The following is a 14,024-nucleotide window of genomic DNA, read 5'->3' as shown; positions in this document are numbered from 1 at the left end:
GAATTGCCGATAGAATGATGACGCAAGTCATGTTTTTAATAAAAACTGTCTTGCTGTTGATGCGGTATGATGCATGCTGAATAGCACTTATGTATAAAAAAAGATCAGGCTGCGATGAAGAACTGCTTAAAATTTAAAGAAAATGAATTTGGTCAGAAAATTGGACTGCCTGTGCAGCTCAATATTCAGCCAGAACACCGCTTTGACATGCTGCAAGGGCGCAGTGTCCGCTTATTGCCTTTTTCAGCGCAGACATTGAATGCGGCGAGGCTGCAGCAATTGTGGGAGAGTGTTTGCACAGAACCGGATGTACGGTGCTGGATATATTTGCCTTATCCGCCAATGCCGAGCGCTGATGCTTTAAATGATGCGCTTCAGCGTGCTTTTGGTTTTCAAAACTCAACGCACTATGTGATTGAAGCCGATGGGCGCGCTGTGGGCTGGGCGGCGCTGTTGAATATACAGCGCGCGCACGGCACCGCAGAAATTGGCAATGTGTATTTTTCTCATCAGCTGAAACAGTCGAGAGCTGCCACAGAAACCATTTACTTGTTGCTGCGTGCCTGCTTTAGCGCAGGTTATCGCCGGGTAGAGTGGAAATGCGATGATTTAAATGAACCCTCCAAACGCGCTGCGCTGCGTTTCGGTTTTCATCATGAGGGGCTGTTCCGCCAGCATTATATTGTTAAAGGGCGCAGCCGCAATACGGCATGGTTTTCGATGCTGGATGAAGAATGGCCTGAGTTGGACAATGCCTATCAAGCTTGGCTGAATGCGGATAATTTTAATGCAGCCGGGCAGCAAAAACGACGCCTGCAGGATTTTATTCAGCAGCCTCAGAAAAAATAAGCTCAAAAAAATACAATAGCTATGAGAGCAGTGGATCTTTTAAGGTGGCCATTGCCGATGCAATGCCTGATTTCACTGCTCTTGTTCTTGGGCGGTTTTCTCGGCTGCATCTGACATCATAAATCGCCGGTGCTTTGGGTCTAAAGAAGAAGGGATCTTAAAAATTCAGGATGGCGCAGGGCTTAGAAAAAAAGCTAAAACCTATTGTCTAGGGTTGATGGAATAGATTAAATTTGTGGCATAACTGGTTGAAAATAAAATTGAATAATAAGGAACTGGAAAAATGCCGCAGATATTGGTGCTGATTGGGATGATCTGTTTTGGTGTATTTTTGGGCTATCCAAAATATCAGATGATGCAGCTTGAAGATGAAGCGCGACATGATTTGAAGTCTGGGGGATTTGCCCAATTTGAGGCGAAATACCGGCCATTGATGCGCGCTGCGAAAATTGACTTTTCTGTACTGGATCAATATCCAAATATCCGCTTTTATATGCGCAATACTGCGTATTCTGGAACAGATTTGCCGGAAGATGTGCGCAGCATGGTCAGTACTATGGGATGCGAGTCAATGGAGTCGTTTCGTCCAATGGAAGAGAAGGCGCGAACTGCGCTGCTGAATGTGCTCGAAGAGGATCAAGTCACTTTTCATATTTCTTTAAAGAATAAATTTGGCGCTGAATTGGCTGGACATCAGCAAAAGCTTTCCGCGTGCCCTAATTTTTTAACCTTAAAAAACTTAGAACAGGCTGCTGATCCGAGTCCACCGCAAATGACGCTGACACCTGCTCCAGCGCCATCGATTCCTTCACCCGCAGCAACTGCCACTGCGCCCGCTGCGGCATATACTGGCAGTGAGGAGGCGGCAGCGCATTAGTATTGAAAATACATCAGCAAGATTTAAAAGATAAAGCGTTTTAGCTGCGCCGTATATGCCGCAGAATCAAAAAAACTTGCTGAAGCTTATTCAGCAAGGTTTTTTATAAGAGAGATTACCAGCACTATTGAAGGCAGCCTTATTTAACGCTGCCGATTCATTCGAATGCGCTGACATCTCCAGCGCCGCGGCGGATGATTTCTGGATGGTCACCCGCAAGGTTGACAATGCTGGTGGTATTTAATGTGCCGAGGCCGCCGTCTATCAGCACATCAATCTGCTTGCCAATCTGCATTTCAATCTCATAGGGATCATCAAGCGGATCTGTCTGTTCCGGCAAAATGAGCGTTGATGTCAGCAGCGGCTCACCTAATTCTTTCAGCAGCTGCTGGCAGATCGGGTTGCTTGGAATGCGCAGGCCGATGGTTTTCTTTTTCGGATGCATTAAGCGCCGCGGCACCTCGCTGGTGGCCGGCAAAATAAATGTGGTAATGGACGGGGTGTTGCTTTTCAGCAGGCGGTACATGGCATTGTCTACTTTGGCATAAGTGGCAATGTCTGAAAGATCTGAACAGATAATGGCATATTGATGCTTGGCATCGAGCTGGCGGATTTGCGCAATGCGTTCCATGGCGTTTTTATTGCCAATCTGGCAGCCAATGGCATAGGCGGCATCGGTCGGGTACACAATAACGTCACCCGCGCGGATGCGTTCGACCGCTTGGCTGATGAGGCGGGGCTGAGGATTTTCGGGATGTACGCGTAAATGCAGCATATCAGTTCCTCCGGATTCTGGCTTTTATAGGCTATTTTTTATCAGTTTAAATTGTGATGGATCTGCACACGGTAGGCACGTCATCTATTAGAGAGGAAATTGCGCCACTTAATCAAGCATTTCACGTTGAAATTCATTCGAATGTAAGCTTTTGCCACTTCGGGTGCAGCAACAGATGCAGTCTATAAAGCGCTGCGCGTCACGCGGAAGCGTGGCTTCACCGCTAAAATAGCGCTGCAGCTGTGCGTAGACATTGTCTTTAAAAGAAGCGCCGTTGCCGCCTTCACCTGTTAAATTATCTAAAGAGACACGGAATTTGCGTCCAAACGCTTTGGAAAATAACCATTCAATGGCTTGAGGCTTAATTTCAACCTGTTCAAATAATGCTTGCTGTTCAGCTGTCCTGCCGTCGGGCGCATACCAGTAGCCTAAATCCGGCAAGAGGCGGCGCTGATCGCCTGCAATGCACCAATGGCTGATTTCATGCAGGGCGCTGTTGAAAAAACCGTGCGCAAATTGAATGCGGGCAGGGGCGGTTTCATCCGCTGGAAAGTATTCAGGTTCAAAATCACCTTTGACTAAAGTGACATTTAAGTGGGAAAACCAGTGATTAAAGTGTAAGATGAGCCAATCGACCTGTTCTGGTTCTGATGATGCTTTAGCCCATTGCGAGAGTTGCACTGGCTTGGCTGAACTGTCAGAATTGGCGGTTGAAAGTGTGCTCATAAGTGATGAAACATTCACTTCTGTTTGCGGCTGCAACAGATGCATGACTTGAATTACCCAAATGGTCTGTCTAAATAAGTACAAAATTGTATCTTAATCTTTGACAGAGTACTGATGAATTTGTAGAATTGCCGCCTTAATTATGTCAGCAAATACCTTTCCGGCACAGATTGAGCCGTTTAAATGGGCCGAACAAGGCTTCAAGTGGTCAGGACAACTGCCATTATCACGTTTTGTTCGAATTTCCCGTGAAGCTGTTGGATCAATTGATAATCAATTGATTAACATAGACTGTAAGCTATCAATGGATGCCTATCATCGCATTGTATGGCTGGATGGTCACGTTGAAACAAAAGTATCTGTAGAGTGTCAGCGCTGTCTGAACTCTGTGGATCTTGAACTTGTTTTAGATTTCCATCTGGCTCTTGTGGATGATGAGTCACTGATAGAGCGCTTGGATGAGGATGCTGATTTCATTGTTCTAGGTGAAAGTGAAGCAACGGTTAAGGGCAGCTTTGATGCGCCTGCAACTGCTGATTTACTGGCGCTTATAGAGGATGAATTGTTATTGTTGATGCCTTTGTCTCCAAAGCATGAGTTTTGTGAACATAAGCATCAGCCTGCCGTTGAGGAGCTTGCTGAAGAAAAGCGGGATAACCCGTTTGATGTTTTGGCAGGTTTGAAGGGTAAACTTAACTAATTTTTGTGTTATACTGTGAAGTATAAGACAACTGAATTTGTTCTGATCCATTTTTTCGATTTGTAAGGAGCCATCATGGCCGTTCAGCAAAACCGTAAAAGTCGCTCTCGCCGTGACATGCGCCGTTCACATGACGCTTTAACCGAGAATGCATTAACAGTAGACCAAACGACTGGTGAAACTCACCGTCGTCACCACGTAACTAAAGATGGTGTCTACCGTGGTCGTCAATTATTCGCTAAAGCATCTGCTGAATAATTGATGATGTATTAAGCGTCAAGCTTAGTAGAAAAAATGGGAGCGTTAAGCTCCCTTTTTTTGTGCCGATTTTTGTTGTATTTGGCAATTACTAAATGCAAATTTAAATGTTAAATTTCCGCACCACATATGAGCTGATATGAGGTCTTGCTGAAATAGTGAACATTTGTCATGTCTCAGCATATCTTAATTAAAGGATTTTTTTATGTCTGCTAAACAACTCGAGCAAGCGGCTCTGGCAACTAAAACTGCATTTTTGTTTCCTGGCCAAGGTTCACAAAAAATCGGCATGCTGGCTGATCTTGCAGAACAGTTTAGCGGTGTTAAAGCGACATTTGCTGAAGCATCGGAAGCAGTTGGTTTTGATTTGTGGCATATCGCGCAAAGCGGCGAAGGTTTGAATCAGACTGAATTCACTCAGCCTGTGCTGCTGACTGCAAGTATTGCCTTATGGCGCATATGGCTGGAGCTGGGCGGGATCATGCCGAAGTATCTGGCGGGCCATTCTTTAGGTGAATACAGCACCTTGGTGGCGGCAGGCGCAATGAGTTTGGGCGATGCTGTGAAACTGGTCAACTTGCGCGGCAAGCTGATGCAGGATGCTGTGCCGCAGGGTACAGGCGCCATGGCAGCGATCTTGGGCTTTGATGATGAGAAAGTCATTGAGCTTTGCGCCCAAGTAAGCGCAGCGGGTCAGGGCAGTGTTGAAGCGGCCAATTTCAATGCGCAAGGCCAAGTCGTGATTGCAGGCGCTAAAGACGCTGTAGATGCAGTGATTGCATTGGCGAAAGAAAATTCAGGCAAAGCAATTGCGCTGCCGGTGTCTGTTCCGTCGCATTGTTCATTGATGAAGCCTGCGGCTGAGCAGTTTGCGGAAGCTTTGGAACAAACTGCCATTGAGCTGCCGCGCATACCTGTAATACAAAATGTCAATGCGGAAATTGCCACTGATGTAGCGCAATTGCGTCAGGCATTGACTGCACAGCTGTACCAGTCTGTGCAGTGGAGCAAAACTATGCAGTTTATTCAGGACCAAGGGGTTCAGTATGTTGCAGAGTGCGGTCCGGGCAATGTGCTTGCGAATATGGCTAAACGATTGCCAAATATCGAAAAAGCATTTCCATTAGACTCAACAGGTCGCTTGGAGGATGCACTAAACGCCATTTTAATGGCTGAAGGGAAAATTGCATGACACAAGAACGCAAAGTTGCACTGGTTACAGGTGCAAGCAGGGGGATTGGCGCAGCCATCGCTCAGCAGCTGATTCAAGACGGTTATTTTGTTGTAGGCACAGCAACTTCTGAATCCGGCGCAGAAAAGCTTTCTGCTGCATTGGGTGAACATGGCGCTGGCAAGGTGCTGGATGTGCGCGACGGCGCAGCGATTGATGCGTTAGTGTCAGACATTGAGCAAAATTATGGTCCTGTTCTTGTATTGGTGAACAATGCAGGCATTACCAAAGACAACCTGCTGCTTCGCATGTCAGAAGATGACTGGGATGATATTTTGAACATTCATCTGAAAGCAGTCTACCGTTTGTCTAAACGTGTGCTGAAAGGCATGACCAAAGCGCGTTTTGGACGCATTATTAACATCAGTTCTGTGGTTGCGCATTTCGCCAACCCAGGCCAGGCGAACTATTCTGCGGCCAAAGCCGGCATTGAAGCGTTCAGCCGCAGCCTTGCAAAAGAAATGGGCAGCCGTCAAATCACTGTAAACAGTGTGGCGCCCGGCTTTATTGCAACAGAAATGACAGAACAGTTGAGCGAAGAAATTCGTAAGAAAATGAGCGATCAAGTGGCTTTAGGCCGTTTAGGTGCGCCTCAGGATATCGCTGATGCCGTAAGTTTCTTAGCTTCAGACAAAGCAAGTTACATTACTGGTACAGTGTTACACGTAAATGGCGGTTTATACATGGCTTAAGCCGAAGTATAAACTTTCCAAATTATTTATATTCAATTAAACTAACGGCATTAAAAACGCCACAAGCAATGAGGAGAATTCCTGTGAGCGATATCGAACAACGCGTTAAACAAGCGGTTGCTGAACAACTTGGCCTTAAAGTTGACGAGATTAAAAACGAAGCATCTTTCATGGATGACTTAGGTGCTGACTCTCTTGACCTAGTTGAGCTTGTTATGTCTTTCGAAAATGACTTCGACATCACTATTCCAGATGAAGATTCTAACGAAATCACAACTGTTCAATCTGCAATTGACTATGTTTCTAAGAAACTGGGTTAATTTCTGATTTTTCAGCTTTGCTGAAATAAAAAGGCCGCCAGTATTGGCGGTTTTTTTATGGAGGCCTGTTCAGTTTTAACTTTACATGAGTTTACGTTTTTAAAACTAATGGCAGCTAAACGCCGCTGATTTTTTCGCTATAAAAATAAAGGTTCATAAATTTTTGAATTTCAGATTCATTACATAAAACAATAAGGAGTATAGCGCATGGGTCTTTTTGATTTTGTTAAAGGCATCGGTAAAAAAAATACAGCGCCGGCGGAACCGCAGGCTGCGCCAGCAACACCTGCAGAGCCGTCTGCACAGGAAATTGCCAATCAGCTTTTGGGGCATATTAAGAGTTTGGGCTTGCCTGTGGCAGGGCTTTCCGTGAGCTATAATTCAACTTCTGATTTAGCAACAGTAAAAGGCCAGGTGCAGACACAGGCTGATAAAGAAAAAATTATCCTGGCGGTCGGCAATATTGACCATGTAGCGCAGGTGGATGATCAGCTGGCCGTTGCATCGCCAGAGCCGGAAAGCAAATTCTATACGGTGAAGTCAGGCGATAATTTGTCTAAAATTTCTAAAGAGTTCTATGGCGATGCCAATCAATACACGAAAATCTTTGAAGCCAACCGCCCGCTGCTGAAAAATGCAGATGATATTTTTCCGGGACAGGTGCTGCGTATTCCTGCATAGGCTGAATGCAATAAAAAAGCCGCTGCTATGATAGCGGCTTTTTTATTGCGCATCATTTTGGCCGCTGCTGTGCGGTTTTGATGTTAAGGCGGGCTAAGAATCCACATCCAAATACAGGCTTTCCTTTACTTCTTCCATCACCACATAGCTGTGGGATGATGCTGAGGCCGGCAGTTTTTTTTAAATATTGCCCAGCAGCTTGCGGTAAGCGCTCATTTCTTTTAAGCGCGCTTTGACTAAATAGTCGAAATCGCCTGAAATCAGGTGGCATTCCAGCACTTCTGGAATATCGGTTAAATCCCGGGCCACCTGCTCAAAAACATCACCAGATTTGGCTGAGAGCTTAATTTCTAGAAAGACCAGCAGGCGCTTATCAACGAGTTCGGGGTTAAGCCGGGCGTAATAGCCCATGATGATGCCGTCGCGTTCCAGCCGCTTGACCCGCTCAGAACAGGGGGTGGTGGACAGATTGACTTGAGCCGCCAATTCGCTGATGGCAATACGGCCATTCTTTTGCAGAATATCCAAAATCATGCGGTCGATACGGTCTAATTTACGCATTTATTTTTCCCTGTCTTTTTAATAATTTCACGATAAAACAAGTGAATCCACTGAAATTAAGCTGTAAAAATAGCAAAATCAACTATTGAACCAAAAATATACTAGTGAAATAAACTAGTGTGTGTAAGGGATCAATCATGCGTGTAATTGTCTTAGGTAGTGGTGTCATTGGTGTTGCAAGTGCGTATTACCTTGCACAACAAGGCGCAAGCGTTACGGTTTTAGACCGTCAGGCTGGTCCTGCTGAAGAAACTAGCTTCGGCAACGCAGGGCAAATCTCTCCAGGTTATTCTACACCATGGGCTGCACCGGGTATTCCTTTTAAAGCTGTAAAGTGGATGTTCCAGCATCATGCGCCGTTGGCGATTAATATTGACGGCAGCATGTGGCAGCTGAACTGGATGGCGCAAATGTTGAAAAACTGCAATCCGCAAAGCTATGCCATTAACAAAGAACGTATGACGCGTGTTGCTGAATACAGCCGTGACTGCTTGCGTGAACTGCGCAAAGAAACCGGCATTCACTATGAAAACCGCGCGAAAGGAACTTTGCAGGTTTTCCGTAATGAAGCGCAGCTGGATGCAGTACAGCGTGACATCCAAGTGTTAAAAGAATGCGGCGTCGACTACGAACTGCTATTGAAAGATGACTTAGCCAAAGTTGAGCCAGCCTTAGAATATGCCAAAGACAAACTGGTCGGCGGCTTACATCTGCCGAATGATGAAACAGGCGACTGTTACTTATTTACCAATGCTTTGGCCAATCTTGCCAAAGACATGGGCGTAAAATTCAAATTTAACCAAAATGTTGAAAAACTTGTGGTTGAAGGCGATGAAATCAAAGGCGTGGTGGTTGACGGCCAAGTGCTTACAGCAGACCGTTATGTGCTTGCTTTTGGCAGCTATTCACGTGATTTCTTAAAACCATTGAATTTGAATTTGCCTGTGTATCCTGTCAAAGGCTACTCACTGACGATTCCAATTGTAGATCCTGCATTTGCACCGCAGTCTACGGTTCTTGATGAGACTTATAAAATTGCCATTACGCGTTTTGACCAACGTATCCGCGTGGGCGGTATGGCGGAACTGAGCGGTTTCAACCACGGTTTAAACCAAGACCGCCGTGCGACCTTGGAGATGGTGACTCAAGATTTATTCCCAGGTGGAAACTTAGCTGAAGCAAGTTTCTGGACTGGTTTACGTCCAATGACGCCAGACTCTACGCCGATTATTGGCGCGACCCGCTTTAAAAATTTATTCCTCAACACAGGACACGGCACCTTGGGTTGGACCATGGCATGCGGTTCAGGCAAGCTCATCAGTGACTTGGTGATGAATCATCAGCCGGACATCAGTACTGAAGGTCTATCGATTCAACGTTACCCTTCAGCAGCCTAATCCGCTTTAGGCCATATTGATTCAAGGAAGAAGAAAATGCCGCGTCCAATTACTGCAGTGATTCATAGCCAATCACTGCAGCATAATTTAAATGTTGCCCGCACGAAAATGCCGAACAGCCAAGTTTATGCGGTGGTCAAAGCCAATGCCTATGGTCATGGCATTGAACGCGTCTATCAAGCGTTCAAATCTGCCGATGGATTTGCACTGCTCGATTTAGCGGAGGCGAAACGCATCCGCGCTTTAGGCTGGACAGGTCCAATTCTGTTGCTCGAAGGTATTTTTTCAGAGCAAGATCTATTTGACTGCCATGAGCTGGATCTCAGTTTCAGTATTCATAGTGAATATCAACTTGAATGGCTGGCGCGTTTTCCTTTAGAGGCGCAGTTCGATGTTTATTTAAAAATGAATAGCGGCATGAACCGCTTGGGTTTCCGCCCTGAACAATACCCTCAAGTGTGGCAGCAGCTTTCCAGCTTGCCTCAAGTTCAGCGTTTGACCCATATGATGCATTTTTCGGATGCCGATGGTGAGCGTTTCGGGCGTGACGGCATTGCGCATCAATGTCAGTTATTTGATGAGATTACCCATGATCTGCCGGGCGCGCGCTCAGTCAGCAACAGTGCATCTATCTTACGCCATCAGCAGCTGCAGTCGGATGTAATCCGCAGCGGCATCATGCTGTATGGTAGCTCTCCAGATTATCCAAGCCATTCGATTCAAGACTGGGATTTGCAGCCGGCCATGAGTTTGCGCAGCGAGCTGATAGCCATTCAGCAGTTAAAAGCAGGCGATAGCGTCGGTTATGGCTCAAAGTTCATGGCTGAAACTGACATGCGTGTGGGTATTGTGGCTTGCGGCTATGCCGACGGTTATCAGCGGATTACCGCAACAGGCACGCCTATTTTAGTTGATGGACAGCGCAGCAGCTTGGTCGGGCGGGTCAGCATGGATATGCTGGCGGTCGATTTATCCCACCTTCCAAATGCCCAAGTCGGCAGTGAAGTGGTGCTGTGGGGCACATCAAAACAGGGCACTGTGCTCAGCATTGATGAAGTGGCCGCAGGTTCAGGCACGATTGGCTATGAGCTGATGTGCGCTGTCACTGCACGTGTCAATTTTATTCAAGATTAAATTTTATTTTTATACAGTTTCATACAAGGAAAGACCTATGTCACATTCAGACATTCAAAAATTCAACACCAACGAAGTCATGAGTGCAGTCACTGTGTTTAATCAAGTGGTGTATTTGTCAGGGCAAGTGCCAAAAAATACTGACAATGATGTCGCAGGTCAGACCCGTGAAATTTTAGCAACAATTGATGAGCTTTTAGCTTTGGCAAATACAGATAAATCACGTTTGCTATCTGCTCAGCTCTATATTAAAAACCTCTCTGATTTTTCAACAGTCAATGCGATTTGGATTGACTGGATGAACGGTTGTGTGGCACCTTCACGCGCCACGATTCAGGCTGATTTGGTCAATCCAAACTGGCTGATCGAAATTGCAGTGACGGCTGCGCAAAACTGATTTTTTAAACTCTCCCCGTGTATGTCAGCGCTTGGATTTCACCAAAGCGCTGATGAGCGTATAAATGCCGCCCGTTAGGATAACGGGCACTGTATGAACATGGTTTATACGCAAAAAGGACTTTAACAGGATGTTAAAATATGACGACTACCCCACAAGCTGACGGTGCAAATGCATCATCGCATGAATTACAACGGAAATTATCCAACCGCCACCTGCAATTGATTGCCATTGGCGGCGCGATTGGTACGGGCCTGTTCATGGGCTCGGGCAAAACCATCTCTCTCGCTGGTCCTTCTATCTTAGTCATTTATATGATTATCGGGACCATGTTCTTCTTCCTGATGCGTGCATTGGGCGAAATTTTACTGTCAAATTTGCATTATAAGTCGTTTATCGACATGGCTCATGATCTGATTGGGCCGGGTGCGGGCTATTACATCGGCTGGTCGTATTGGCTCGGCTGGGTCTTGGTCGGTATTGCGGACTTGGCAGCCATTATTAACTATCTCGGCTTTTGGCTCCCGCCAGACATGGCCTTCACGCCCATGGGGCAGGCCTTAATCAGTGTCGGCTGTGTGCTGTTTGTCCTTGGGCTGAATTTGCTGACTGTGAAACTGTTTGGTGAAATTGAATTTTGGTTTGCATTAATCAAAATTTTAGCCATTTTAGGGCTGATTGTGATTGGCGGCTTTATGGTATTCAGCCATTTCCACTCACCGGATGGCACGGCTTCCAGCTTTACCAATGTCTGGTCGCATGGCGGCATGTTTCCTAAAGGTGCCGATGGCTTCTTGGCCGGTTTTCAAATTGCGCTGTTTGCCTTTGTCGGTGTAGAGCTGATTGGAACCATGGCGGCTGAAACCAAAGACCCTGAAAAGAACTTGCCGAAAGCAATCAATGCGATTCCAACCCGCATCATTTTATTCTATGTCTTGTCATTATTTGTAGTGATGTCGGTGACGCCGTGGAATCAAATCCCTGCGGATCAAAGTCCATTCGTTTCGCTGTTTTTACATGCGGGTATCCCGACTTCAGCTATCATTATGAATTTGGTGGTGCTGTCTTCAGTAATGTCTTCAATGAATAGTGGCGTGTTCTCTACATCGCGCATGCTGTTTGGCCTGGCAAGAGAAGGGCAAGCGCCGCAGAGCCTGGCGCGTCTGTCAAAACGTGCGGTGCCAGCAAAAGGCTTATTCTTCTCATGTGCGTTTATCATGGCAGGTGCAGCGCTGCAGTACTTTGTACCGAACACGGTTGAAGCCTTTACCTTAGCCAGCTCATTGTGCGTGATTCTGTTTATCAGCATCTGGAGCATTATTATGGTGTGCTATATCCGCTACCGTAAATTGCGTCCTGAGCTGCATGAAAAATCGACCTTTAAGATGCCGGGCGGTATTTGGATGTCTTATGTGGTCTTAATCTTCTTGTTCTTTACGTTGATTATTTTGAGCTTAGAGGCGGATACCCTTCGCGCATTAATGATCAGTCCACTCTGGGTGATTATTTTAGCCGTGACCTATCAGCTGCTGTATAAGCCGCGTATGAAAAAACGCCTGTTAGAACAGCAGCTGAATAGCTAACAAAATTTATTTTGTACTCGCAATGTTTAAAAGAAAGCCCTGCATAAGCAGGGCTTTCTTTTTGCTGGAATTGAATCAATAGGTTCTAATTAAGTGTTCGATAATTGTATGATTTTGGCTTTAAAAGCTGTTTAATTCAGGCGGTTTCACTTTTAATGAGGCACTTTAAAATTTTAACAGCAGTCTATGCGTAATTATAAAATCGACATCCTGCGCGGCGTGTCCATCCTTTTGGTGCTGATTCACCATTTCAATATCCCTTATAAACTGCATGATACGGTTTTAGGCGTGCACATTTTTGGTGAGAGCCTTAGTACGCTGGTTGCCCGAAACGGCAATTACGGTGTGACTATGTTCTTTGTCATTTCCGGATTTTTAATCACGCAGCATACCTTGCAGCGCAGCGGTTCTTTGGCGCAGATTCAGCTCAAAGATTTTTATATCCGCCGGATTGCCAGAATCATGCCGTGTCTGGTGCTGCTTGTTGCAATGGTCAGTTTTTTAGGCAGTTTAGGGCTGAAGCCATTTATGAATCAGGCGCCGAATGGCATTGAAGTATCTTATGGACTGACGGTGTTATCTGCCTTTAGTTTCTGGATGAATCTGTTGATTATTGAATATGGTTGGGTGAACTATGCTTTGGGCGTATTGTGGTCTTTATCGGTTGAAGAAGTCTTTTATTTAGCGTTTCCTGTCCTGTGTTTAGGGCTTGGCCGAGGCAAGGGGTTTGTTGTTTTTTTGCTCGCTGTCATCGCTTATGCGCCGTATTTTCGCGCCCTGCATTTTGGCGAGGAAAGCGGCGCTTATCTGTATCACTATTTCTCCAGCTTTGATGGAATTGCCATTGGCTGCCTCACCGCAATTTATGCGCAGCATTTCAAGGGAACTATTTACAATCAAAGAGTGATCGTTGCTGTGGCAGCGCTTCTGATGAGCGCTTTATATTTTTATGCGCCAATTAAAGAGGTGAGTACTTGGGGCATCAGCGTATTTGCTTTACTTACGGCGTTACTGATATTTTGCTTTACCCAAGACCCGAAAGTGAAGCCTGTCTCATACACGGCACGGAGTTTGGTCTGGATTGGACAGCGCAGCTATGAAATGTATCTGTTTCACTTAATTGTTCTCGGCTTAATGAAAGTGGTGTATTTCCCTAAAGACACTTTAGCGGCTGAAAAGCTGATGTTGTTGCCTGTTTATTTTATCGCGGTGTTTATTTTGAGTTGGGCGATTGAGAAATATTATTCGACCCCGCTCAATTTAAAAATTCGTCAATCTTGGATACGCTCGCAGCACTGATCTTGAGCTGAACTGTTGATTTCTTACAGACATTAAAAAGCCCCGAATCAATCGGGGCTTTTAAAGTGTGGGATTTAAAATGTCGGTTTCACCACGACTAAAATCACCACAGCAAATAAAATGAGGGTCGGCATTTCATTAAAGAAGCGCCAGAACTTGTGTGACTTGTAGTGCGCATGACCAATCAATTTCTTACGGTAATAACCGCAGACAAAGTGATAAATCACTAATAGTCCAACCAAGCCGACTTTGAGGTAGAACCACAGGGCTTCATGGTAGTGGCGCGTTGCATCACCCCAATCTACCAAGAAATGTGCCGTGATCAGTGTTGCAATCATCGACGGCCACATAATGCCGCGGTACAGCTTGCGTTCCATGACCTCGAAACGTTGATGGCTGACGGCATCATCACTCATGGCATGGTAAACATAGAGCCGTGGCAAGTAGAACAATGCAGCGAACCAACACACCACGGCAATAATATGTAATGCTTTTACCCACAAAAAAGCATCAGAAGGAGCATCCATCAAGTCACCCTAAAATG

The 14,024-nt window shown here is 45.7% G+C and carries 16 protein-coding genes and 1 pseudogene; 13 read left to right on the top strand and 4 right to left on the bottom strand.

Features of this window, described 5'->3' with window-relative positions; all coding sequences use genetic code 11:
• Positions 1-114: 114 nt before the first annotated feature.
• Both F941_RS12480 and F941_RS12475 read left to right on the top strand, forming a co-directional pair.
• A complete protein-coding gene (locus tag F941_RS12480) occupies positions 115-849 on the top strand; it encodes a GNAT family N-acetyltransferase (RefSeq protein WP_005011865.1) in 735 nt (244 codons plus the stop codon).
• A gap of 283 nt (positions 850-1,132) precedes the next feature.
• The gene (locus tag F941_RS12475) at positions 1,133-1,726 is read left to right on the top strand and encodes a hypothetical protein (RefSeq protein ID WP_005011863.1); all 594 of its coding nucleotides are present in this window, start codon (positions 1,133-1,135) and stop codon (positions 1,724-1,726) included.
• Positions 1,727-1,883: 157 nt separating this feature from the next.
• On the opposite strand, the gene F941_RS12470 is transcribed toward F941_RS12475, so the two are convergent.
• Both F941_RS12470 and F941_RS12465 read right to left on the bottom strand, forming a co-directional pair.
• The gene (locus tag F941_RS12470; protein WP_005011862.1) at positions 1,884-2,501 is read right to left on the bottom strand and encodes an L-threonylcarbamoyladenylate synthase; all 618 of its coding nucleotides are present in this window, start codon (positions 2,499-2,501) and stop codon (positions 1,884-1,886) included.
• Positions 2,502-2,609: 108 nt separating this feature from the next.
• The gene (locus F941_RS12465; RefSeq protein WP_005011852.1) at positions 2,610-3,272 is read right to left on the bottom strand and encodes an elongation factor P hydroxylase; all 663 of its coding nucleotides are present in this window, start codon (positions 3,270-3,272) and stop codon (positions 2,610-2,612) included.
• Positions 3,273-3,369: 97 nt separating this feature from the next.
• On the opposite strand from F941_RS12465, the gene F941_RS12460 reads away from it, so the two are divergent.
• The 6 genes from F941_RS12460 to lysM all read left to right on the top strand — a co-directional run bounded on the left by F941_RS12460 (position 3,370) and on the right by lysM (position 7,109).
• Positions 3,370-3,927, top strand: a complete 558-nt coding sequence (locus F941_RS12460) for a YceD family protein (protein ID WP_005011849.1) — start codon at positions 3,370-3,372, stop codon at positions 3,925-3,927.
• A 75-nt stretch (positions 3,928-4,002) separates the two neighbouring features.
• A complete protein-coding gene (gene rpmF / locus F941_RS12455; RefSeq protein WP_005011848.1) occupies positions 4,003-4,185 on the top strand; it encodes a 50S ribosomal protein L32 in 183 nt (60 codons plus the stop codon).
• 205 nt (positions 4,186-4,390) lie between these two features.
• Positions 4,391-5,377 (top strand): ACP S-malonyltransferase, encoded by a 987-nt coding sequence (gene fabD, locus F941_RS12450; RefSeq protein ID WP_005011846.1) that lies wholly within the window; start codon positions 4,391-4,393, stop codon positions 5,375-5,377.
• A complete protein-coding gene (gene fabG / locus F941_RS12445; protein ID WP_005011843.1) occupies positions 5,374-6,108 on the top strand; it encodes a 3-oxoacyl-ACP reductase FabG in 735 nt (244 codons plus the stop codon). The genes fabD and fabG overlap by 4 nt, the downstream gene beginning before the upstream one ends.
• Before the next feature lie 83 nt (positions 6,109-6,191).
• The gene (gene acpP, locus F941_RS12440; RefSeq protein ID WP_005011841.1) at positions 6,192-6,428 is read left to right on the top strand and encodes an acyl carrier protein; all 237 of its coding nucleotides are present in this window, start codon (positions 6,192-6,194) and stop codon (positions 6,426-6,428) included.
• 207 nt (positions 6,429-6,635) lie between these two features.
• Complete coding sequence (lysM, locus tag F941_RS12435) at positions 6,636-7,109, top strand: peptidoglycan-binding protein LysM (RefSeq protein WP_005011839.1); 474 nt, start codon at positions 6,636-6,638, stop codon at positions 7,107-7,109.
• 93 nt (positions 7,110-7,202) lie between these two features.
• Here the strand turns inward: lysM and F941_RS12430 are convergent.
• Positions 7,203-7,670 (bottom strand): annotated as a pseudogene (locus F941_RS12430) (winged helix-turn-helix transcriptional regulator).
• A 137-nt stretch (positions 7,671-7,807) separates the two neighbouring features.
• Between F941_RS12430 and F941_RS12425 the strand changes: the two are divergent.
• From F941_RS12425 to F941_RS12405, 5 genes are all read left to right on the top strand, one after another.
• Entirely contained in the window at positions 7,808-9,067 is a 1,260-nt protein-coding gene (locus F941_RS12425) for a D-amino acid dehydrogenase (protein ID WP_005011835.1), read from the top strand.
• A 36-nt stretch (positions 9,068-9,103) separates the two neighbouring features.
• A complete protein-coding gene (gene alr / locus F941_RS12420; RefSeq protein WP_005011834.1) occupies positions 9,104-10,201 on the top strand; it encodes an alanine racemase in 1,098 nt (365 codons plus the stop codon).
• Positions 10,202-10,238: 37 nt separating this feature from the next.
• Complete coding sequence (locus F941_RS12415) at positions 10,239-10,598, top strand: RidA family protein (RefSeq protein ID WP_004694941.1); 360 nt, start codon at positions 10,239-10,241, stop codon at positions 10,596-10,598.
• Positions 10,599-10,738: 140 nt separating this feature from the next.
• A complete protein-coding gene (locus F941_RS12410) occupies positions 10,739-12,181 on the top strand; it encodes an amino acid permease (RefSeq protein WP_005011833.1) in 1,443 nt (480 codons plus the stop codon).
• 186 nt (positions 12,182-12,367) lie between these two features.
• Positions 12,368-13,480 (top strand): acyltransferase family protein, encoded by a 1,113-nt coding sequence (locus F941_RS12405; RefSeq protein ID WP_005011827.1) that lies wholly within the window; start codon positions 12,368-12,370, stop codon positions 13,478-13,480.
• A 74-nt stretch (positions 13,481-13,554) separates the two neighbouring features.
• Here F941_RS12405 and F941_RS12400 read toward each other — a convergent pair whose 3' ends face one another.
• Entirely contained in the window at positions 13,555-14,007 is a 453-nt protein-coding gene (locus F941_RS12400) for a CopD family protein (RefSeq protein WP_005011820.1), read from the bottom strand.
• Positions 14,008-14,024 lie beyond the last annotated feature (17 nt).

The sequence above is a fragment of the Acinetobacter bouvetii DSM 14964 = CIP 107468 genome (genome assembly GCF_000368865.1).
In the GTDB taxonomy this organism is placed as follows: Bacteria; Pseudomonadota; Gammaproteobacteria; order Pseudomonadales; family Moraxellaceae; genus Acinetobacter; species Acinetobacter bouvetii.
Note: the sequence above shows the minus strand (reverse complement) of the source record. Positions and strands in the feature narration are given on the sequence as shown.

Bases quoted from the DNA above. Each gene is read 5' to 3' on its own strand.
- F941_RS12470 (WP_005011862.1), bottom strand. From the start codon at position 2,501: ATGCTGCATTTACGCGTACATCCCGAAAATCCTCAGCCCCGCCTCATC.
- F941_RS12410 (WP_005011833.1), top strand. From the start codon at position 10,739: ATGACGACTACCCCACAAGCTGACGGTGCAAATGCATCATCGCATGAA.
- alr (WP_005011834.1), top strand. From the start codon at position 9,104: ATGCCGCGTCCAATTACTGCAGTGATTCATAGCCAATCACTGCAGCAT.
- F941_RS12405 (WP_005011827.1), top strand. From the start codon at position 12,368: ATGCGTAATTATAAAATCGACATCCTGCGCGGCGTGTCCATCCTTTTG.
- F941_RS12415 (WP_004694941.1), top strand. From the start codon at position 10,239: ATGTCACATTCAGACATTCAAAAATTCAACACCAACGAAGTCATGAGT.
- fabD (WP_005011846.1), top strand. From the start codon at position 4,391: ATGTCTGCTAAACAACTCGAGCAAGCGGCTCTGGCAACTAAAACTGCA.
- fabG (WP_005011843.1), top strand. From the start codon at position 5,374: ATGACACAAGAACGCAAAGTTGCACTGGTTACAGGTGCAAGCAGGGGG.
- F941_RS12425 (WP_005011835.1), top strand. From the start codon at position 7,808: ATGCGTGTAATTGTCTTAGGTAGTGGTGTCATTGGTGTTGCAAGTGCG.
- lysM (WP_005011839.1), top strand. From the start codon at position 6,636: ATGGGTCTTTTTGATTTTGTTAAAGGCATCGGTAAAAAAAATACAGCG.
- F941_RS12400 (WP_005011820.1), bottom strand. From the start codon at position 14,007: ATGGATGCTCCTTCTGATGCTTTTTTGTGGGTAAAAGCATTACATATT.
- F941_RS12465 (WP_005011852.1), bottom strand. From the start codon at position 3,272: ATGCATCTGTTGCAGCCGCAAACAGAAGTGAATGTTTCATCACTTATG.
- F941_RS12475 (WP_005011863.1), top strand. From the start codon at position 1,133: ATGCCGCAGATATTGGTGCTGATTGGGATGATCTGTTTTGGTGTATTT.
- F941_RS12460 (WP_005011849.1), top strand. From the start codon at position 3,370: ATGTCAGCAAATACCTTTCCGGCACAGATTGAGCCGTTTAAATGGGCC.
- rpmF (WP_005011848.1), top strand. From the start codon at position 4,003: ATGGCCGTTCAGCAAAACCGTAAAAGTCGCTCTCGCCGTGACATGCGC.
- F941_RS12480 (WP_005011865.1), top strand. From the start codon at position 115: ATGAAGAACTGCTTAAAATTTAAAGAAAATGAATTTGGTCAGAAAATT.